This is a genomic window from Paenibacillus xylanexedens (assembly GCF_001908275.1).
GTDB lineage: Bacteria > Bacillota > Bacilli > Paenibacillales > Paenibacillaceae > Paenibacillus > Paenibacillus xylanexedens_A.
In genome coordinates this window covers 5,760,054-5,783,867 of sequence record NZ_CP018620.1, presented here as the reverse complement: position 1 = coordinate 5,783,867, position 23,814 = coordinate 5,760,054, and the positions used below count along the sequence as shown (strand labels likewise).

Here is a 23,814-nt window from a genome sequence, read left to right as displayed (position 1 = left end):
CATAATGAGCTTTTTTATTCAGAGACATGAATCTGATCCATCATCTGCTGTATGGTTACACGGTTCAAGCGCTGTTCCATGGCTGTCTGAGCCTCAATAAGTTCGGCACGCAAGGTGTGTTCAATCATGTTGCCGACCGGACATTTCGGATTCGGATGTTTGTGAAAGTTAAACAATTCCCCATCCTCCACGACCTCAAGCGCTCGATATACATCAAGAAGGGTAATGTCGGCTGGATCTTTCAACAAGGAAGCACCACCCACACCGGGTCTGACATCAATCAGACCAGCCTGTTTCAGCTTGGACATAATCCGCCGAATAATCACGGGATTTGTATTCACACTCTGAGCGATAATATCTCCGGTGCATTCATTGGGCATAACAGCGATCAGGGACAGGGTATGAACCGCAATGGAAAAGCGACTGCTGATTTGTCTCATGGGATAATCACCACCGTTGTAACTATAATAGTTACAAAGAGATCGGATGTCAATTCCTTTATATTATATTTTAATGGATAGTTGCTGTTGTTCTGGAATCGTAGATAATCAAACAGATGATAATTGAACTATCACCTATGTCAAATAAATGAGTTGTGGTTCTTTTGAAGCGTTAAAAAAGAAGTAGGTTTCAAACCTTTTAATGTAATAATAGGGCTAAATTCCTATTATTTTCAAGTTAAATGGAACTATATGGTTTTCTTGTTTGCGTACAGAAGAAGAAAAATGACAAAAGCTTCGACAAAATAGAAAATTATGTATGAATTGACAAATGTAAAAGCGATTATATAATGTGTTTAACTACAAGATTGTACATTTAGTTACAAATGATTCCAAATAACAAACGGCGGGAGTGGGACAGGCATGTGGTTTTTGGTTCTATGGTTGTTAGGTCTAATTTCAGGGGGAGTACACCTATATGTGTTAGGTTTTCCCGGGGAAATGAGCGAGATTAGCAGAGTGTTACTGCTTCATCAGTTTGTGGTTACGTTTGGATTGGTTGGAGTGATTGGTTATGTTGTCAACATTGCCAGAGCGGATCAGACAGCCAAAATGTTAGGATGGCCTGGTGGACCATTTCAGGTTAAATACGGTTTTTCCCAGGTAGGGCTTGGAGTTATGGGGATTATGGCCATCTGGTTCCAAGGGAACTTTTGGGTTGGTGTATTGGTAACGATGTACATATACGGATTAAGTGGTCTTTGGTCACATACTTATGTCATGATTAAAAATCGCAAGGCAGATGGAGACAGTATCGGGAATCTCATTATGGATGTGGTGTATCAAACGTTTATCACGGTTCTCTCCGTATTGGCTGGTGGAATCTGGGTAATGCACTAAGCTGTAACTGATTTTTTGCCTTACACAGCTTGAATCTCAATTAAACGATGAGGTGTGGTCGTGATGGTACAAAAAACCGTTGAACTTTCCGAAACACAAAAGGGAATCTATTTTGATTGTCAGGTGAATGATCCCACTTCGTATAACATCTCAGCTTCAATACAATTTAATCATCTTCAAATGGAGATATTTCGCCAGGCCATCGAATTGCTTATGTATGAGCAAGTGGTGCTGCGTACTCGGATTGAGATTCAAAATGATGTACCCGTGTTATCCGTTCATGAAGATATGGATTACTCACTTGCCTTGTGGGACCTAAGTAGCGAGAATCAGGAGAATCCAAAGGAACAGCAGTTAGAAGCGCTGGTGGATGAATGCATCGGGACACCTTTTGAGCTGGAGAAGGGTCCTCTGTTCCGTATAATGATTGTTCAGATGGATAAAAGCCGATATATTCTGACCTTATGTATTCATCATTTAATATGTGATGGCATGTCGCTTGAACTGATGAAAAACAAACTTATCCAGTCTTATACGTGTCTTCTTGAAGATCAGCCTGTGGAGATCAAGATGGATGAAGGATTCATCTCTTATGTTGAGGCAGAGAACAAGAAACTGCACGAAAACAAGTACTCCAAAGAGCGGGAATACTGGTTGAACAAAATGAAGGGAGCGGAACCTCTTTCTCTAAAACATGACTTTCCAGCAGGTTCTGTACAAGAAGGAATTGGTCATGAACTGCGATTTGATATTTCGGAATCGTTAATGGCTGATATTACACAGATGTCCAAAGATAATGAAGTAACCGTTTTTATGTTCTTTATGGGTGCCTTTGGCATTCTTATGAGTAAATATGTCGGTACAGACGATATCACCTTTGCCTCCCCATATTCTCATCGTCCCGGTATGGACTTGGAAGAAACGATTGGATGTTTTGTCCATATGCTGCCTATGCGATTCCATATTGACCTCGAATCAACTCTAAAACCTCTGCTGCAACAAGTAGCCACAACCTGGATGGATACGTACAGGAACATCGGATATCCCAATAACCTCATTGTCAGAGACAGTATGTTACAGGCTCAACCCGGATCACCATCGTTGTTTGATATCTCCTTTGTTTATGATTCCTATGAGGAAGATATGCTAGGAACTCGTATTCTGGATCAGGATAAGGTTACGTTTCCAGGAGATCTGATGGTGGTATTGAGTCGTTTACCGCAAGGTGCTCAGTTGAAGCTGCAATATAAACCGAGCTTGTTCCGTGAAGATTCAATGGAGCGAATGGGCCAACGATTTCTATACTTGCTGAATCAACTAGTAACCAATTCTGATCAAAAAATCAGTGAGTTCAGCCTCCTGATGCAGGATGAGAAAGAAAACCTACTGTATCAATTCAATCAAACTTCTTATTTTCCCTACACTCCACAACATATTATGGATATATTTCACGATAAAGCAGCACGTTTCCCGGAGCGGGTAGCTCTAATGGAAGGCAAGCAGCATCAGACCTATGCGCAGGTCAACGCAAAAGCGAATCAATTGGCTAGGCAGATCGTTGCGAGTAAAAAAAGTGATAACGCAGCAGTTGGCGTGCAGATGCCACGTTCCTCGGATATGGTCATTGCCCTATTGGCTGTATTAAAAGCCGGATGTGCTTTTGTGCCTGTAGACCCTTCCTATCCTTTGTCCAGAAAGGCCTATATTATATCGGATGCAGACATATCCATAGTGCTGGCTATGCAACCCGAAAAAGATGACGAGACTCTGGATGTCCAGTACATCTACGTTGAGGGAGATCAGGCCTATACGGGGGATGTCTCAAACCTCGAAGAGGCGCTGAATCCGCATAGCCTTGCCTATATCATGTACACGTCCGGATCAACAGGCAAGCCAAAAGGAGTCATGGTTGAAAATCATAGCGTAGTCAATACACTGCTTGATCTGGAGCGTCGTTTTCCAATGCAGGCGCAGGATGTTTACTTGCTGAAAACGGCATATACCTTTGATGTTTCGGCCACGGAACTTTTCGGCTGGTTCATGGGTGAAGGCGCACTAAGTATTCTTGAGCCTGGAGCAGAAAAAGACCCTGCTCGTATTGTGTCTACGGTGGCATCACATAAGGTGACGCACATCAACTTTGTTCCAACGTTATTCCGTCTTTTTCTGGAAACGATGGAGCTTCGCTCCGATCTGTCAGCATTGGAAACGCTGAAATGGATGTTTGTTGGCGGAGAGGCAGTTACGCCAGACATCATTGAGAAATTTAACAGGTTAGGCATTAGAGCAAGTCTTGAAAATGTATATGGTCCAACCGAATGCACCATATGGGTTTCTCATTATCCATTAAGCCATTACGAAGGCTTGGGAAATGTACCGATTGGCTACCCGCTCAATGAGTCCAGATGGTATGTCGTCGGAAATCATGATGAGCTTCAGCCTTTAGGTATTCCAGGGGAGCTTTGTCTTAGCGGTGTTGGGCTTGCACGTGGATATCTGAATCTGGAACAGATGACCCGAGAGAAGTTTGTCCCTAATCCTTTCTATCAAGAAGGACAGGACGCAGAGCATTTCAGGTACATGTACCGCACAGGTGATCTGGTACGTTCACTCCCAAGCGGTACGATCGAATATCTGGGACGCATTGATTTTCAGGTTAAAATTCAAGGAGCCAGACTGGAGACAGGCGAAATTGAGAATACCCTGTCATCCTATCCGGGTGTCATCCAGACCGTGGTAGTCATGAAATCATTTGAAGGTAGGTCCGGCTTACTGTATGCCTACTATCTTTCAGAGCAGGAGCTGTCTTCTGTCGAATTGAGAGAGCACCTGTCTCGTTTGTTACCGGCATATATGATACCATCCGTTTTTGTACATAAATCCGAATTTCCATTGAATAGCAGTGGGAAGATTGACCGGAAGGCACTCATGGCAGATATCACGCATACTCACGCTTCCAGTACGTTCTATACCGCCCCGTCTTCTGAGCTTGAGAAGGTTATAGCCGAAGTGTGGGCCGAAGTGCTCGGTGTTGAGAGAGTAGGGCGCGATGACCATTTCTTTGAATTGGGCGGAAATTCATTTTCTGTCATTCAGGCTCACAATAAACTTAAGCATTATACCGATGTGGAGTTCCCTGTTCCTCGTTTTTTCGAATGCCCGACATTGCGTCAATTTGCCGCGCTGGGACCAAAAGATGAGGGAGTTCGGATACCGACTGAAAGGGAACAATTGTTTCAACGAAAAGACGGCATTATGCGTGAGGACATTGCAATTGTGGGCATGGCGGTGAATGTGCCGGGCGCTGAGGATATAAGGGAGTTCTGGAGTAACCTTGTTGAACGGCGGGAAAGCATTCACTTTTATAGTGATGATGAATTGAGGGAGCTTGGTGTGGAGGAAGCACTGCTGCGTTCACCTCGTTATGTCAAGGCAAAAGGACGTGCCAACGGCATCGATGAGTTTGACGCAGGGTTCTTTGACTATACTCCCGGTGAAGCCAAAATGATGTCTCCCCAATTCAGACTTTTGTATCAGGGAATATGGGAAGCGCTGGAGGATGCAGGCTGCAGACCGGATGAAGCGGGTAAGGTGGGTGTGTTCCTTGGCGGGTCCGATGACTTCGAATGGTACCGTCAAGTGCTTTTTAACGATGCTAACTATAGCAGTAAATACGAAGCATTTACCCTCAGCACCAATCATTTTCTCGCTACCCGAATGGCTTATAAGCTGAACTTAAAAGGGCCGGCCTATACCGCTCTTACGGGATGTTCTACTTCATTGGTTACACCTCATCTGGCATGTCAATCTTTGATCGTTGGAGAATGTGATGTGGCTGTGGCTGGTGGGATCACCGTGGAGTTGCCCAATGAAGGGGGTTACATATTTGAGGATGGCATGATGTTCTCCACAGATGGACACTGTCGTCCATTTGATGCGGCAGCCAGTGGAACCGTCTTCTCCAATGGTATGGGAATTGTGGTGCTGAAGCGGGTAACCGATGCACTGCGGGACGGAGATCATATCTACGGGGTCATCAAAGGCTCAGCAATTAACAATGACGGACAAGAGAAACTCAGTTTTCTTGCTCCTAGCGTAAGCGGACAGGCTGAAGTCATTCAGGATGCTTATAAGGTAGCTGGAGTAGACCCGGAAACGGTGAGTTATATCGAAGCACATGGTACGGGAACGTTGCTTGGTGATCCAATTGAAGTAAACTCGTTAACTCGGGCCTTTGCTTCCGACCAAAAGCAATTTTGCTATTTGGGTTCGGTCAAAGGCAATGTGGGACATATGGATACAGCCGCAGGTGTGGTTGGTTTAATCAAGGTAGCGCTCAGTCTTGGACAAGGCTATATCCCTGGAACAGCGAATTATGAGCAGCCTAATCCCAAAATTGATTTTTTGAATACGCCTTTTAAAGTTAATGCACAAGGGGTGAACTGGAAACAGGGCAATGTTGGAGTCATGCGCGCAGGAATCAATTCATTTGGTGTGGGGGGCACGAATGCTCACATGGTATTGGAGGAGGCTCCCGAGATGGAGAAGTGTAGTCCAGATGATGACGTAAATATATTGCTTTTTTCCGCCAAAACAGAGTACTCGCTGAACCGCACCGCTGAACGGATTATGGAACATCTGACTCAGCAGCCGGATCAATCTGTATCCAACGCAGCGTGGACCTTGCAATCAGGTAGATCTGTTTTTGCGTATCGTAAGGCACTCATTCTGGATAAGACATGGAAGGATAATCCGGACAAGCTGATACAGCAGCTGGGGAAAGCACGCGTATACCATTCGGCTCAAGGCACTCGTCCCGTATACTTTATGTTCCCCGGACAGGGCAGTCAGTATCAGGGAATGGGTGCAGAACTATACAGATCTACAGAGCAAGCAGGCCTAGCTCCAATCTTCAGAAGTTATATTCAGGAAATATTGGACCTTCTGCCTGCGGAAGAACGAGAAGATATGTTGTCCGTTGTATACGGGGATCAGCAGCCTGAGCGAATAAACCAGACAGAGTACAGCCAATTCGCACTGTTCATGACAAGTTATGCGCTGGCCAAGTCGCTGCTGGATCTGGGCATCAAGCCAGATGGCATGATCGGGCACAGCATTGGTGAATTGGCTGCTGCAGCGGTAGCGGGTGTATTCGAACTCGGAGATGCTGTCAAGTTAGTTCGACTTCGCGGACGTCTGATGCAGCAACAACAACCCGGGGTTATGCTTGCCATTATGGCGGATGCACAGCAGGTGAAGTCACAACTGGATGAAGACGTGTGGCTTGCTCTGGTGAATACTACAGGTTCCAGTGTAATTGGTGGGACAGCTGAAGCCATTTCACGGATGGAAGCCAAGGCTGAGGGACTGGGCTGGAAGTGCATTCGTGTGAAGACTTCCCATGCATTCCATACGCCAATGATGAATCAGGCCGCCGAGGAATTTAGACGTTATTTAGCAGAGCATTCACTTCATAACCCACAGATCCCATTACTGTCCAACACCAGTGGAACATGGGCGCTTGGCGATGAAATCACACAACCTGACTATTGGTCCCGCCATATTTTACAGCCGGTGTTGTTTGAATCAAACCTGGCTGAAGTGTTAAAGGATGAACGGGCTGTATTAATTGAAGTAGGTGCAGGACGAACGCTAAGCTCCTTTGCCAGACAGCACAGTCTATCAAGAGATTCCCAGACGGTACTGAATATGCTACGTCACGTAAGGGAGACGGAGCAGGACAGTATCTATGTGAACCGCAGACTTGCGGAGTTATGGTGCGAAGGCATTGAACCGGACTGGAAGGTGCTCAAAGGGCAGACGGTACGACGGAAATGCTCTCTGCCTACTTATGTTTTCAACAAACAATCCTATCCTGTCGGTGTTTCTCTTTCTGGCTCATCAGCAGTGAAAGGAATGGGTACCGGGGATGATAGGCAGCATGCAGATCTGGGTAAGGGAAGTGGCTCTACTCTAGTAAAAGGGACAGTTTATACTGGTGGTTCAGACCAACTGAAACAGATTGTCCTGGACGCATATCGAACGATTTTTGGCATCGATGATCTAGATGAAGAGGTTAATTTCTTTGCGGTTGGAGGAGATTCTCTCAAAGCAGTCAGCTTGTCTGCATGGATCCGATCTCATTTAGGAATTCAGCCTGAGGTAGCAGATATTTTCAATCATTCAACGCCTATTCAACTGGCGGAGCATCTCTATGTCATGGCGAAACCAAAAGTGGACCAACAGACCATTCAATCTGCACCCACTATGGATGCGTATCCAATCTCTTCTGCACAGATGCGTATGTTCACACAAGCGATGCTTGATCCAGGCAATACGGCCTACAACCTACCGTCTGCAACCATTATTGAAGGTGAATTGGACCGTATAAGAGTTGAGGCTGCTTTGCAGAAGTTGATGCAGCATCATGAGGCGCTCAGAACATCGTTTGAGATACGGGGTGGTCAGATCGTTCAGATCATCCAACCTTCGGTTCGCTTAAGTATGGGTTATGCAGAGCAACATGTGGCAGATGACCAAGAGTTGCCTGCGATGATCGAGACATTGATTCGTCCTTTTGATCTGGGGAGTGCTCCGCTTATGCGGGTTGAACTGATTAAGATAGGCGAGCGCAAGCACCTGCTATTCTTTGATATTCACCATATTATCGCGGATGGTACATCTGTCGAAATCATCACTCGTGACTTCAATGATTTATATTTTGGCAAAGAGCAAGCAGTCCGATTGCAGTACAAAGATTACGCGGTATGGCAGCAGCAGCGTCTCGCTTCACAGGAATACATTTCACATCAAACGTACTGGCTGGACCATCTTGGCCCTTCTTTACCTGTGCTGGAACTTCCACTTGACCAGGAGCGTCCATCACAGCGATCCATGCAAGGGGGACGTCTTCATTTCACGTTGAATCGTTCGTTAACACAAGACTTGCACGAGCTGGCTTCCTCATCGGAAGCATCCATGTATATGGTAATGCTAAGTGTGTGGAATCTTCTTCTTGCACACCGCTCAGGTCAGCAGGACATTGTGGTAGGAACGCCTGTTGCAGGAAGGATGCAAGAAGAGTGGAAAGAGACGGTTGGCATGTTTGTCAATATGATTGCGATGAGGAATTTTCCAACGTTTGATCGTACGTACACTGATTTTTTACGCGAACTTAAACAACATACACTGGATGCTTTTGCGTATCAGGAATATCCGTTTAATGAGCTTGTGGGACAACTGGGCGTGACACGTGAGTTGAACCGAAATCCGGTATTTGATGTTTGTTTTGATTATCAGAACATGGATTTGCATGGACTTGAACTTCATGGTTTGCAATTCAGTTCTTTTCCGGTGGAGACGGGTACGTCTACTTATGATCTGTTAATGACCTGTCAAGAAAACAGGGAGAAGCAGGTGATTGAAGGATATATCGAATACTCGCTGGATCTGTTCCGCCGGGACACAGTTGAAGGTATGATGCAGGAGTTTATCGGACTCTGCCAAGAGGTTGTAAAACAGCCTGACCTGTCTGTGAGCGAACTGTTTGAGAGAAACATTTCTCATGAGCACCCAGTCCATCGTCTTGCTGGTCCACGTCTGGATTACACTCCTGCGGTGGGTCTGCATCGGCTGTTCGAGCTGCAGGCAGAACACACACCAGACAAGAAAGCTCTCCTTGTATCATCCGGAGCCTCTTTTACCTACAGGGAGCTTAATGAAAAAGCTAATACGCTGGCTTGGAAGCTGATTGATCAAGGTGTGCGCCGGGATGAACCTGTGGGCATATTATCCAGACGAGATGAATCATTGATCATTATGCTATTGGCAGTGCTGAAAGCTGGGGCGGCTTATGTGCCTCTGGACCCTGCTTTTCCGTCGCAGCGCATCGTGAATATGATCGAAGACAGCCGGATGAACGTACTGCTGTGTACGCCTGATGAAGAAGAAACAGTGACTTTTAGCGGAGAGCGATTTGTGTATGATCCAACTGCCCAGGATGTGCGTTCATCCGTTAACCCGGACATAAGCTTCCTGTCTTCGGACCTGTCCTGTGTGATTTTTACCTCAGGATCAACGGGGCGTCCCAAAGGGGTCATGATTACTCATGAGGCGATGGTCAATTTTGTTGAGGACATCAGGCACCGACATATTTTTGCACATGAGACAGATCGCATCATCAGTGTAACGACCATATCTTTTGATATTTTCGGATTTGAAGTGTGGACACCATTATGCACCGGATATTCGCTGTATCTGGCCAATGAGCAGGAGCAGCTTGACCCGGCTCTTGCTTCACGTCGAATACGTGAACATGGTATTACGCACATTCTTAGCACGGTCTCACGCATTAAGGCATTTGTAGAAAACCCGGAATTCGCTCAGGCGCTGGGCAATCTGCGGTGTGTTCTTACCGGAGGGGAAAATGTCCCTGTGGGACTCCTCACCGATCTGAAGCGGCTTACGCCTGCTCGAATCTTTAACATGTATGGACCAACGGAAACTACGATCTGGTCAACGACCAAAGAATTGAATGACACAACTGCGATTACCATTGGCAAGCCCATTACCAATACAGAGATTTATATTCTGAATGATGAAGGTGAAATACTGCCACCTGGCAGCTATGGAGAGCTGTGCATTGCAGGAAAAGGATTATCCCGCGGTTATCTGCACAATGCAGCTGAGACCGATGCCCGATTCATTGCAAACCCCAATGTTTTGGGAGGCCGTTTATACCGAACTGGCGATCTGGCCCGTATACTGCCGGATGGGGATGTTGAGTTAATGGGACGGTTGGATCAGCAGGTGAAGATTCGAGGCTACCGGATTGAACTGAACGAGATTGAGCAGGCGGCGATGAGCCATGAACGTGTAAAGGAGGCTGTCGTTAAGGTAGAAGGGGCCGAGCCACATTCATTGCAATTAATCCTTTTCTACAGTCTGAAGCCTGGGTTTGGGCCTTCCGTTATGGAAGATGAAGACGTACAGCTTCGGACTTGGTTAAAGCAGCGGCTTCCACACTACATGATGCCTTCTCGCTTGATTCGTCTGGAAAATCTGCCTGTGCTGCCTAATGGCAAACTGAATCGCAATGCCCTTCGTCTGGCTGATTTTGAAACGGGAGAGAAAGCTAATCCGGCTCTGGTTTATGGCTCATCCATTCAAGGAATCGAGCGGGCAAAGGTTGATCTGGAGCAGATGCTCATTGCAGCGTGGAAGGAAATGTTGAATCTGGATACGGTTAATATCCATGATCACTTTTTTGACATCGGAGGCAACTCGCTGGGGCTTATTCTGATCAATAATCGCCTGAATGCCTATCTGGATAAAAGCGTTCCGCTGGTGCAATTGTTTGAGCATTCCTCTATTGCATCACTGGTCAATCATCTGGTGGCTGAGCAGATGCTGCCGACAGTTACACAACAGGTACAAGAGGAGAGCGGACATATCGCTTCGGCTGGATATCCTGTTACGAACCCTGACCCGACAACAGCTCCAAAAGAGTATGTAATGAGCACAGTTGAACACAGCAAAGTGGAGCAGAGCAGACCGGAACAGAGTATCCCGTTTGCTTCAGAACACAGTAGCAGAATTCCTTCTTCGTCGGATATCGCAGTCATTGGCATGGCAGGGCATTTTCCCGGCTCAAGAAATATTGATGAGTTCTGGAATAACCTAATGGCAGGTAAGGATGGTATCACCCGTCTGAATGAGGAGGATCTAACCGCTGCGGGTGTACGACCGGAAGACTTCAAACATCCTGATTATGTACGGGCCAAAGGTGTACTGCAAGATACTGAGTATTTTGACTCCGGATTTTTCGAATATCCGCATCAGGAATCCAACATGATGGATCCGCAAATACGGCTGCTGCATCAGTGCTCATGGGAGGCGCTTGAGCATGCCGGGTGTGATCCTTACAGTTATGAGGGATCTATAGGATTGTTTGCGGGAAGTGGACTAAGCTTACCATGGATGGTGCAATTTCTCGGTCGTTCCGGTAATTTGCTACAGGCTTTTGAAGCCATGACTTTAAATGAAAAGGACTATATTACAACTCGGGTATCTCACAAATTAAATCTGAGAGGGCCGAGTATGGCCGTACAGACCGCATGTTCGACTTCTTTGGTCGCTATCCATCAAGCTGCTGAATCGCTGATTCGGGGGGAGTGTGATGTGGCACTTGCGGGAGGTGTTTCTATCTCCTATCCGCTCAAAGAAGGTTATCACTGGCATGAAGGCATGATTTATTCAAAAGATGGTCATTGCAGACCGTTTGATGAGCAGGCATCTGGTACGGTGTCTGGTAATGGATGCGGAATGGTTGTGCTCAAGTCACTCCGCGATGCTCAGAGAGATGGAGATCATATCTATGCAGTCATTAAAGGTTCAGCGATTAATAATGATGGCATGGACAAAATTGGATATACGGCACCGAGTGTGGCCGGGCAGGTCAAGGTTATTCAATCAGCCCTGCATCGTTCGGGAGTGTCTCCAAAAGAGATCTCCTATCTGGAGGCGCATGGAACAGGAACCAAACTGGGGGACCCGATTGAAATTGAAGCGCTCAGGCAGTCATGGGGAACAGATCGTAGAAATTATTGTGCTCTAGGTTCTGTGAAAGCCAATATTGGGCATCTTGATGCGGCAGCAGGTGTCGCCGGTTTTATTAAAACCGTACTGACGCTTTATCACCGGGTGGTTCCGCCACAGATTCACATGAATCGGACGAATCCGATGTTGGAGCTGGAGCATAGTCCCTTCTATATCAACAGGGAGCCACAGCCATTAGAAGACGCGAAGCGCATCCTGCGAGCAGGTGTCAGTTCGTTTGGGATCGGGGGGACCAATGCTCACGTCATTCTGGAGCAGCCTCCTGTTCAAGAGAGCCAAGCCAATTATGAGTTATTGCTTCTGCTGCCCTTCTCGGCCAAAAGTGAATCTGCGCTGGAACGCACGTACGATTCGGTTCTACAGGCGATGCATGCATTGCCGGAGCAGTTGCCCAATGCTGCGTGGACGCTACAGAAGGGAAGAAGCAGATTCATTCATCGTAAAGCACTAATCGTTGTAGACGGTTATATTCCGCCAAGCGAGCAGTCTGTAGAGTTCGAGACACAGGCAAGTGTGATGAATGGGAAGCCTAAGGTCATGTTTTACCTCAGCGGAAATGCAAGTTGGGAAGCGCGCAAGATTCGGGAACTATATGCTTCTGTGTATCGCAGCCAGGTCTCAGAGATATTCAAACAGCACTTTGAAGAGATACTGAACCTCTTTGAGTCCAAGGAACAGTATGCCATTCGCCAAGGCATAGGGCGATCGTTAACTGATTCAAGGCTTGAGCGCATGCAATGCTTTGTTGTGCAATATGCTCTTTATAAAACCGTGATGCAGCTTGGTATCAAGCCGGATGCTGTCTGTGGACAAGGCGTTGGCGAACTGGTGGGGTTGGTTATTAGTGATGCACTTGATCCAGTACATGCCGTGGGGCTTTTATACAATCTGGAGCATTGGTCACTAGAAGAAGGAGCATTGTCAGATGCTTTGACAGGAAGGATGACAGATGCAACTGTAACAGACCATGCGTCGAGTATTGCACCACTGTTATCTCCAAATTTCCTGTTTACACTGTTAAATCGCAAGACGCTTTCTGAATCTGCTGGGCATGCGCTGTGGATCGTTTCGAATCAGCAGCAGGATACAGAACAAATAGCCCCGGATTCATTTTCAGAGCCAAACATCATAGCTCTTACTGGAGATCGTCAGAGCTTGCTTGAGGCAGACGTGTATTTAATGAAAGTACTTGCTTTTTGCTGGTGCTCTGGCATGGAGTTGGATTGGGAACAGTTAAACGGAACGGGGCGTAGGCAGAAAATCTCGCTGCCGACGTATTCCTTTGACCCCATTGTTCATCAACATGATGTTGCGTTGTATCAGCTTGCAGGTATGTCGCAGGTTGCAGCGGGTTCTATCGCAGCATTAGACCAATCTCCATCCGGGAAAGTCAGGGTTCAACGGACTGATGATGAGATAAGGCATGTATTATCGCAATTGTGGCAGGAGTTGCTTGGTAATGGAGCAGTCGGCCTTGAAGATGATTTCTTTGAGCTTGGAGGTCATTCTTTAAAAGCGATTTCCTTGGCGTCGAGGATTAAAGAAATGTTTGGACTGAATTTGGGGCTGGAAGAGGTTTTTGATCATTCTGTATTTGAACACATGGTTCAATGGATTGCTGAACATCAGGCTACAAGTGACTCTGATTCAGTGGACCCAATCTTGCCTGTAACTAAGAAAGAGAAATACAAGACCACTTCTGCACAGCGAAGAATGTATGTGGTGCATGAGTGGATGAAAGGTGAGAGTACGGCGTACAATCTCGCCACCTCTTATATGGTAAGGGGAAAACTTGACCCTACCCAATTCAGAGTAATAATGGATGCACTGGTAGAGAGACATGAAGCATTCCGTACCAGGTTTGAAATGATTGACGGTGAGCTTTTCCAGGTTGTCGAGGATCAGGTTCCAAGCGTGGTGGAGTTGCTGGAATTAGAAACGGCAGGGTTAGAGCAGGTCATGGAATGGATCAAGCCTTTTGATCTGACCAGCGCACCATTGGTTCGTGTTAAGCTCATTCGCCTTTCTCAAGAGGAACACATCTTATTCATCGATATGCATCATATCATTTCGGATCAGAGTTCCATTGCGATCCTGATGCAGGATTTTGCACGCATGTACAGAGGAGAAACATTGCAATCTCTTGACATCCAGTATAAGGATTATGCGGAATGGCGTGATGAAGTTGCGTCACATGGACAATCTGTTGAAGACGCCGAGTTTTGGATACGGGAATTCGAGGACATGCCTGCCCCGGTTGAATTGCTAACAGACTTCCCGAGACATGGCGCGTCATCCTACAGCGGAGACAGACGTTCCATTGAACTGGGTGAGTCGTTAAGCACACAGGTCAATGACTTCTGTACTCAACAAGGGCTTACACCCTATATGTTGTTCATGGCAACTTTGAATCTATTAATCTGGAAGTATACGGGTCAAGACGACTTGGTCGTAGGTACAGCGGTTGCGGGGCGCGAGAAGCCAGAACTCAATAACGTTATGGGTATGTTCGTGAACATGCTTGCCATTCGCACCAGCATGGACAGAGAATGGTCCACAGAGACGTATTTGAATGAGATGCGTGGCAAGCTGTTATCCTGTTATGAGCATCAGCATTATCCTTATGAAGCACTGGTGGAACAACTTGGTCTATTCGGTGATTTAAGCCGCAACCCCCTATTTGATGTGGTGCTAAATTACATTAATATGGGAACCGATGATCCTGAAGCCGGGGAACTGATGCTTGAACCATGGGTCGAAGGTAAGGTGGATGCCAAATTTGATCTGACTTGGACACTGGTCGAGCATAAACAATGTTACACGGTTGAACTTGACTATCGCTCAGATTTGTTTAAAGCGGAGTCCATGGAACGGATGCTGGATAAATTCCGGTATATCCTGTCTCAGATCATAACAGGGGATAATGAACGAATTGGTCAGATTAAGCTCACTACACCGGAGGAAGAGGAATGGCTGCTGTATGGAGTCAACGATAATGCCGCCCAGTATCCGCGAGATGCGACCATTTCCCAATTGTTCGAGGAACAAGTTCATGTGGATGCACAGAAGACAGCATTGGTCTGGGAAGACGGTGAATGGAGCTATGCGGATCTGTATGAACGTGTTCAGTGGCTGGCGTTCAGATTGCTTGGACAAGGGGTGAAATCAGGCTCCAGTATTGCTCTCATTCTGGACCGTGGACCGAACCAGATGATCAGTATTCTTGCTACACTCCAAGTGGGTTGCAGTTATGTCCCGATCGACCCGGCTTCGCCGCCATCGAGAATTGAATTTATTTTGCAAGATTGCGATGCGGCTGTGTTATTGACTGAAACGGCGTATGCCTCGACATGGCAATCTGTAGTTCCTTGTATCGTGCCGGCAGATGAACTGGCAGCATTTGATTCAGGAGACATGCAGGAGCCCGTTGAACATATGAACAAGACTGCTCTTGACCCGGCTTATATCATTTATACATCAGGGTCAACAGGAACCCCAAAAGGGACTGTGATGAGTCATCGCAATGTGACCAAAGTCATGAAAAATAGTAATTTTGTCACCGTCGTGCCAGAGGATCGTATCCTGCAAATTTCTAACTATGCGTTTGACGGTTCTATTTTCGATATTTTTGCTTCATTAATAAATGGCGCTACTCTTGTATTAATCTCAAAAGAGACCATTTTGGATATGGCTCGTTTGGCGGATGTCATCCGACAGCAACGGATTTCAGTATTTTATATTCCGACATCCTTGTTTAATATGCTGGTGGATTGGGATGCTGATTGCTTGAAGAATGTGCGTATAGTGATGTTTGGTGGTGAAGCTGCATCGGTGAGTCATGCCAACAAAGCGCTTGCATGCGTGGGGCCGGGCAGGCTGTTAAATGGATATGGGCCAACGGAAGCAACCTTTTTTGCCTCCTACCACTTATTACAGCAAACAGAGCCTTATACTGGCTCACTGCCCATAGGTTCCCCCCTGTCTAACACAGCTTTGTATGTTCTGGATGATGAGCTGAAGCCTGTGCCACCCAACGTTCCAGGGGAACTGTATATCAGTGGGGATGCGGTGGGTATTGGATATCTTAACCGTGAGGATCTTACCCGAAAACACTTTCTTGATGATCCCTTCCGCAAGGGAGAACGAATGTATCGGACAGGTGACATCGTCAAACGTCTGGCTGACGGCAGTCTGATTTTTATTGAACGTTCGGATTTCCAGGTCAAAATTAGAGGTTTCCGCATTGAGTTATCGGAGATAGGCAACTGCGTGGAGCGTCTTTCGGGAGTTCGTGATGCCTTTGTCATGACAGCTACAGAACCATCAGGAAGTCTATACATTGCCGCTTTTTATACAACCGATACTGGAGCAGATGCTGAGTATATTCGAAGAGAACTTCACCAGCAGCTGCCAGAGTACATGGTGCCTGCACGAATTATTCGAATGGATCATCTTCCGATTAATGCCAATGGCAAAGTGGACCGAAGGGCATTGTCCGAGCATTTGGTTGAAGAGCAGCAGAGGTCTCTGGAGATGAGTTCACCTCGGACAAAAACAGAGCGTGTCATTCTTGCCGCCATGCGACAGATCCTGGGTAATCCAGGCATTGGTGTGGAAGATCACTTCTTTCAAAATGGGGGGCATTCGCTCAAAGCGATTGCATTCACTCAAATTTTGGCAAAAGAAGGAATTGCCATCAATGTGAACGAATTATTCCAATATCCGACAGTTAGAGGACTTGCCAAATTGGTAGATATTAATCCTCCGGCGTCAGTTTGGTCCGAAGATAGCCTGCATATTCAGTCCCCGATAGTCATACCACAGGACATAACACTTCATGAGAAACAACTGGACAGCCTGGTCCTGCATGTCTTAAACAGCTGCAATCAGGTTTCATCTTTTATGGCGGGCATGCCCCCTATGGGTCAATTCCCACTATCTCCAATTCAACAAGCACATGCTTCTACGACTTCACGAGCAAGCGGATTTACAACAACGCTGGAAGGCGAATTGAATGAACAAGCTGTAAAACACCTGATTCTTGGGGTTATATCCCGGCATCAGTTGCTGCACAGCATGATATATGAGGAAGAACAATTGTATTGGCATCCATGTGATATATCGTTAGCGGCGGACATGCTGCAACAGCTTATCCCGTATCTTGATATTCGTCATTATGCTTCGACTACGATTGAGCAGTTGGAGTACAAACTGGTTCAGTCTCTGTTACACAAAACGTATACGTTGAAGGAACTACCTTGGCGTCTGTGTATTTTGCGTACAGGAGCCACGGAGCATAAGCTGATTTGGAGTTTTGATCACCTTGCGTTTGATGGTATGAGTGCCCAGATCATCAAGCAGCAACTTGAGTCGAAGGCATTATATAGACCGCAAGGTATAGAGATCGAGAGTGATCTTCTGTACCAAGTACGAAATTATGAGGATTATGTAAATTTTCTGTCTCATGGCCCTTTAGGGGTATCAGAAGATGAAATGAAGAAACAATTTTCGCTTCAGGCATGGAATAGATGTAACGCCATCGTCATGAACAAGTTGAAGGAAACAGAAACATTGTTGCCTTCAGCGATGACTGTCGAGTTGTCCCTTGCAGGGAAGGAGCCTGCAGATGTTTGGTGGACATGCTTTGAAACTTTTGCCAACATCATTGCGGCTTATCTGAACATAAGCCAATTGCCAATAGCCCTGGTGCATTACGGAAGGGAGTATGGTGAAGAATCCTACTATGATTATGTGGGAGAATTCCTAGATCTGATTCCAGTGCTGGTAGACAGTGAATTCACACAGGAAGATCTGTTGGAACGTCTGGAATTTACGAAGCAACACAGCATTAACTTTATGGCACTTACACATGATTCTTCCCTCTCGGCACAATATGATGGCATACAGGAACAATTGGGAACTGCCTACAGGCAAGCAGAACAGGAGCCGCGTCAGATAATTCTGTTTAATTATCAAGGCTTCAGCTCCAGCAGCGAAGCGATCCCAATGTCGTCTCAGTCGTCGGATGACCAAGATTCGAATTCGGGACTCGCCCAATTCGAATGGATTATTCGCTACGACGAAGAGTGTCTGTACGTACATCTGACCTGTCAGACTGGTCTGGACATCAAACGTATGAAACAGCTGATTGATGACAAGCTTGGTAGCGATGTGAAAGTGGTAGTTCACAATGAGGCAATGGAGGTGCAACATGTCCAGTAAATCCATACAGCGAGGACCCGAGCTGATTGTGCCAGAACATTATTCAACAGTGGCTGAGATGCTAATCTACATTGCAGATATTCATCCAGAAAAGGGAATGACCTATATCAGTTCTTCAGGTGATGAGCAGTTTGAATCATATCCTGAATTACTGATGCAGGCGCGCAAGTACCTGCAGTCTCTTCAGGAGCAAGGCATTCAACAAGGACAGGTCGTTATTTTGGAAATTGACCAATCACAGGAATTTTACCGTACCTTTTGGGCTTGTATGCTGGGGGGCATTATTGTCGCCCCGGTTAGTCCTCCGGCTGCCTGGGAACCAGGCTCGGCCGGTCTGGAGAAATTCACGAAAGTGTGGGAGGTACTCGGCCGTCCGGTCGTTATCGTCGAGGAAGCCTACATGCCCAAGTATAAGCAGCTTGCGGAAAGTCCGGTATTCAAAGGTCTTATGTTGATTAGCGTGAACCAGCTTCAAGCAGGCCAGCAGATGGCTGATCTATGCCCAACCTCTCCTGATGACATTGTGTTCCTGCAATTCTCATCAGGAAGCACGGGAATTCCCAAAGGTGTGCAGTTAACAAATCACAATATTATCGCCAACAGTATTGCATGCAAGACTTTTCTTGGAGCTGAAGAAGGAGATAATGTGTTTACCTGGTTGCCGCATACGCATGATATGGGGATATTTGGACAGCACCTGACACCCGTCCTGAGTGGAGCCAACATCATGGTGATGTCACCTTATACCTTCGTACGGTCGCCTTATCTGTTCTTGCGCAAGATTACGGAGCATCAGGGAAAATGGTTTTGCTGTACCAATTTCGGTTTCGAATGGATGGTTCAGAAGATCCCGGATTCCAAGCTCTCAACGCTGGATCTGTCTTCACTGCGTATGACCTTGAATGGTGCAGAGCCTATATCAACGTCTGTTATCGAGCGATTTGTCAAAAAATTCAGTTCTTGTGGCTATCGTTCCAATATGATGTTTCCTGCGTATGGCATGGCAGAAGCGACAGTAGGTGTATGTACCTCCAGACTGGGTGAAGAGCCGCGAATTGAACGTATTTCGCGTTCGCGGCTGGTGCAGGAAGGACTGGCTGTGCCAGTCCAGCTGCCTAGCAGTGATAGCCATACTTCGGATGTGATCGAATTTGTCCATGAAGGATATCCCATGACAGGGATTCAAATCCGGATTGCGGATGAACAGGGTGAAGTGCTGGATGAGCGGGTTGTTGGCGAAATCCAGATTCGTGGGGAATCGGTAACCTCCGGATATTACAGTCTTCCCGAGATCAATCGTGAAATGTATGTGGATGGGTGGCTTCGCACTGGAGACTTGGGTTATATGGCTGATGGTTCCCTGGTTGTAAGCGGACGAATCAAGGACATTGTGTTTATTCGGGGACAGAACCATTATGCGCATGATCTTGAAGAAATTTTGTACCAGAATAGCAGCATTCCGAGAGGGAATTTGACGGTAGTCGGGCACTTTAACAGCCTCAAACAAGTAGAGGAGCTGCTTGTATTTGTTAAATACAAATCGAGCGCTCCACAGTTTCTGGAGGTACGACAGGATCTGATCCAACGTATGAGGGCTGGATTGGGTATTGAGATCACTCATGTTCTCCCAATCAAGGTCATCCCCAAAACGACGAGTGGCAAGGTCCAGCGCTTCATGCTGAGAAACGATTATGAGCGTGGAGTATTTACCAAGGACATCGAGGCCATTGAAGAGCTGATTCGCAAAAACACACAACAGCAAGGACACGAGACGGTTTCCACATCGTCTTTGGAATATACCGTACGTAAAGCCTGGGCCGAAATTCTTCAATTGCCCGCAGGAAAGATTGAGATGGATACTTCTTTTCTCGCACTTGGAGGCAATTCCATCCTCTCCTATCAATTACTTGACAAGCTGTCTGCACATATGGGACGTGAATTAGGACAAGAACTACTTGTTTTTTGCAGTACAGTACGTGAGATGGTGGAATATCTGCAGGAACTTCCAGCAGAAACGAAGGACTTTGAACAAGCTGAAACCACAGATAATCACCTGAATGTACATCGTGCTATTGCTATTACCGGACTGTCTCTGCGTCTGCCTGATGCCGACACCCAAGAGCAGTTCTGGAGCAATCTGGTTAACGGGTTAGATAGTGTTGACCGGGTTAGCCTAGAGCGTGCAACACGTTCCAAGCAACCCGATTGGGATGACTGGATTGGGGAACTGAAGCAACCGGATACGTTTGATCATGAGTTCTTTGAAATCCCGTCTGAACAAGCTGCATTTATGGATCCGCAGCATCGCAAACTGCTGGAAGTTGCTCATGAGGCGCTGGAGGATGCGGGTATGCTCGTGGACCATGAGGATAAGCGTGATGTGGGTGTGTACGTAGGGATTAATCCAAGCACTTACTTCGATCTGGTTGTTGATTATATGAACCGGAGTCTTGGAAAGGCTGTTCATTCTCACGCTATGGTAGGCAATATGTCCAATATTGCAGCAGCCTCCATTTCACACATGTACAATTTCACAGGACCGGCACTGTCCATAGATACGGCATGTTCTTCCTTTCTGGTAGCACTGACACAAGCTGTGGCGGCCATTCAGGACAAGCGTATCTCTGGGGCAGTTGTAGGTGGAGCGAACATTTTGGCTACACCGCATGTTCATCAACTATCACGCAATGCTGGAATCTGTTCTTCCACTCAACATACGAAGGTATTTGACCGGGAAGCAGATGGTTCAGTCCTGGGGGAAGGTGCTGTTGTTGTATATCTGGAGCCGCTAACAGAGGCAGTTCGCAACAATAAGCATATTTATGGTGTGATTCGCGGGACAGCGGTGAATAACGACGGATATTCCCTGGGCATTATGGCACCCAACCCTCAGGGGCAATATCAGGTACTCCGTGCCGCTTATCGCGATGCCAACCTAAACCCGAGCGAGATTTCTTATATTGAAGCACATGGATCGGGGACAAGGATTGGAGATCCAATTGAGGTGAATGCCTTGCTCCGACTATTCCGGGAAAAGGGATATACAAGCGACAATTCAATTGGATTAGGTTCAGTCAAAACCAATATTGGTCATTTATTTGCAGCCTCCAGTGGAGCCAGTCTTGCCAAGGTTCTGCTCAGTATGCAGCATGGGGAACTGGCACCAAGTCTGCATATGGATAATCCGAATCCAGCCCTCCGACTGGAGCAATCGCCGTTCCATATCGTTAGCGAGCGTAGACCATGGGATGTGCCTGAAGGAAAAACACGGAAGGCAGGCATTAGTTCGTTTGGCCTGGGAGGTACGAATGCCCACATTGTGCTGGAAGAATGGAAAGCCCCTGTCCGTGCAGAAGCCCCGGCACGAGGCCAATTGTTAACGTTCTCTGCGAAATCAGAGCAGGCTTTAAAAAAGCTGATTGATAACACGGAGCAATATGTGAAGAAACATGCGGACCTGGCACCAGAGGATCTTTGTTTTACCCGGAACAGATATAGAAAACATTATCGGTATCGTGCAGCAGTAGCTGTCAGCTCCACCGGAGAGTGGAACATCGAAGTGATGGAATTTGGCTTCAAGCCTAGAAACCGAGCTGCTCGTGTCAATATTGTGGTTGGGGGGCAGGAGATTCGCGGAGAAGATGAAGCGGAAGCACGCCAAGTAATCAGGCCAGACGTTTCTAATGAAGATACGGTATCTACCTTGAACTACTGGGTGACCTTGCTTGAGACACTTGTACGTCTGGTCCCTTCCATTCAAGAGATTCGAGGAATAGCTTCAGGAGAGGAGCTTGTATCCCGTTTACATCTGGATGGCGAGGAATATCACAACGCTCATGCAAGCCAATCCATTCCAGTGAACAACAGAGTGACGTTAGAGAGTCTGCAAGACACACCTGGCAAGATGGCAAACGCCGACATTGTAATTATGATTGCTGCAGATCAGACAGTGCAACAGATTGAATACAGTGGCAAGGAGAGCTTCATCCGCCTGTCTGCCGAGCCGACACTTACCATGGAGGATCAGCTTGCTGTATTGCTGGGACAGCTTTATGTACGTGGTGCTGCGCTGGATTGGGAACAGTTACATCCGAATGGCTCTGGCCAGATTGTACATCTGCCAGCACACCCATTCGAGCCGTATGTACATTGGATAGATGTGAATCAGGGAACGGAGGTCATGATATGACAAAAGAAGAAATTGAGCTTTTTCTCAAAAGCGAGATTGCTGCAGCGTTGAATCAGGAGCCAGAGGACATCGATGAAGAGATGAATTTTTTGAAAATTGGTGTCTCATCTGTGCAGGCGCTCAAGATCATTAATCGTGCGCGTAAGCATCTTCAAGTTGACATCAGTCCGGTTGCGTTGTTTGAATACAAAACAATTGCCGAGTTCGCCGCCTATCTCAATGAATCTCTTCTTCAAGAGGGGGTTGCCGAATGATTGAAGTGGATGTAGAGCAAGAGATCATTCATGAAGCTGAATTGTTTGCTGCCCGTGAAATTCGTCCTTATGCTCGACAGATTCAAGAGCAGCAAGCCATTCCCAGAACATTGATCCGTGCCATGGCTGAAAAAGGTTACTTGGCTGCCTCGATCCCGGCTGAATATGGCGGAATGGGTCTCGGTCCTAAGGCGTACGGGCTGTTGACTGAAGTATTTGGCAAGGCTCTTCCAGCCGTTCGCAGCTTGTTAACGGTACATACTTCACTTGTAAGTGAAACTTTGGTACGTTTCGGAACGCCTGAGCAAAAATCGTCCTGGCTACCCAAGTTGGTGAAGGGAGAATGGATTGCTGCCTTTGGCCTGACTGAACCGGAAGTTGGTTCAGATGCCAAAAGTGTAAAGACCGAGTGGAGAGAAGAATCGGACTGTTATGTTTTGAATGGAAAAAAGAAGTGGATTACGTTTGGACATCTGGCAGATGTATTTATCATTATTGCCTCGAATCAGGGACGAAGCACTGCTTTTTGGGTCGAACGCCAGTTTGAGGGTGTACAGACCAAACCTATTGAAGGTGTCATGGTTGCGGGAGAGACAGGTATAGCTGAGATTGATCTCCATGAGGTGCGTGTACCAAAGAATCACATTATTGGACGTCTGAATGAAGGTTTTGAGTACATCGTAACCGGGGCGCTGGACCAGGGGAGATATAGCATAGCCTGGGCAGGGCTGGCGATTGCGCAGGAAGCGCTGGATGCCATGGTGACTTACTCAAGAAAGCGGAAGCAATTTGATCAGAAGCTGAGCCATTTTCAGCTGATTCGCGGCATGATTGGAGATGCGGTGACAAAAGTCCATGCAGCACGAGCATTATGTTTACGGGCAGCCGAGCTGAGAGAAGCCAAGGACCCGCAGGCCGCCATGGAGACAACGATCGCCAAATATTTTACGTCCAAAGTTGCTGTTGAAGTTGCAAGTGATGCGCTACAGGTTCATGGTGCGAACGGAATTAGTAACCAATATCCTGTTGCCAGGCTGTATAAGGAAGCCAAAATTCTGGAGATTATTGAAGGTTCTTCTCAGATGCAGCAGGAGATGATCTCGCATTACGGATTAAAAGTCTATTACAAGCGTGGCGGTAGCGTATGACGTTCTGTGCGCTATTTCCCGGCCAGGGAAGCCAGTATATCGGA

6 protein-coding genes are annotated in these 23,814 nt (G+C 46.8%); 5 read left to right on the top strand and 1 reads right to left on the bottom strand.

Going from position 1 to position 23,814, the window contains the following annotated elements; translation table 11 throughout:
- Positions 1-14 precede the first annotated feature (14 nt).
- Entirely contained in the window at positions 15-440 is a 426-nt protein-coding gene (locus BS614_RS25275) for an Rrf2 family transcriptional regulator (RefSeq protein ID WP_074095950.1), read from the bottom strand.
- A gap of 480 nt (positions 441-920) precedes the next feature.
- On the opposite strand from BS614_RS25275, the gene BS614_RS25270 reads away from it, so the two are divergent.
- The 5 genes from BS614_RS25270 (at position 921) to BS614_RS25250 (ending at position 23,770) form a co-directional block, all read left to right on the top strand.
- Positions 921-1,340, top strand: coding sequence for a DUF6790 family protein (locus BS614_RS25270; protein WP_017687147.1), 420 nt, complete (start codon positions 921-923; stop codon positions 1,338-1,340).
- Between the two features lie 63 nt (positions 1,341-1,403).
- The gene (locus BS614_RS25265) at positions 1,404-18,179 is read left to right on the top strand and encodes a hybrid non-ribosomal peptide synthetase/type I polyketide synthase (protein WP_074095949.1); all 16,776 of its coding nucleotides are present in this window, start codon (positions 1,404-1,406) and stop codon (positions 18,177-18,179) included.
- The gene (locus BS614_RS25260) at positions 18,169-22,368 is read left to right on the top strand and encodes a beta-ketoacyl synthase N-terminal-like domain-containing protein (RefSeq protein WP_074095948.1); all 4,200 of its coding nucleotides are present in this window, start codon (positions 18,169-18,171) and stop codon (positions 22,366-22,368) included. Before BS614_RS25265 ends, BS614_RS25260 begins: the two co-directional genes overlap by 11 nt.
- Positions 22,365-22,622, top strand: coding sequence for an acyl carrier protein (locus BS614_RS25255; protein WP_036668520.1), 258 nt, complete (start codon positions 22,365-22,367; stop codon positions 22,620-22,622). Before BS614_RS25260 ends, BS614_RS25255 begins: the two co-directional genes overlap by 4 nt.
- Positions 22,619-23,770, top strand: coding sequence for an acyl-CoA dehydrogenase family protein (locus BS614_RS25250; protein ID WP_074095947.1), 1,152 nt, complete (start codon positions 22,619-22,621; stop codon positions 23,768-23,770). Before BS614_RS25255 ends, BS614_RS25250 begins: the two co-directional genes overlap by 4 nt.
- Positions 23,771-23,814 lie beyond the last annotated feature (44 nt).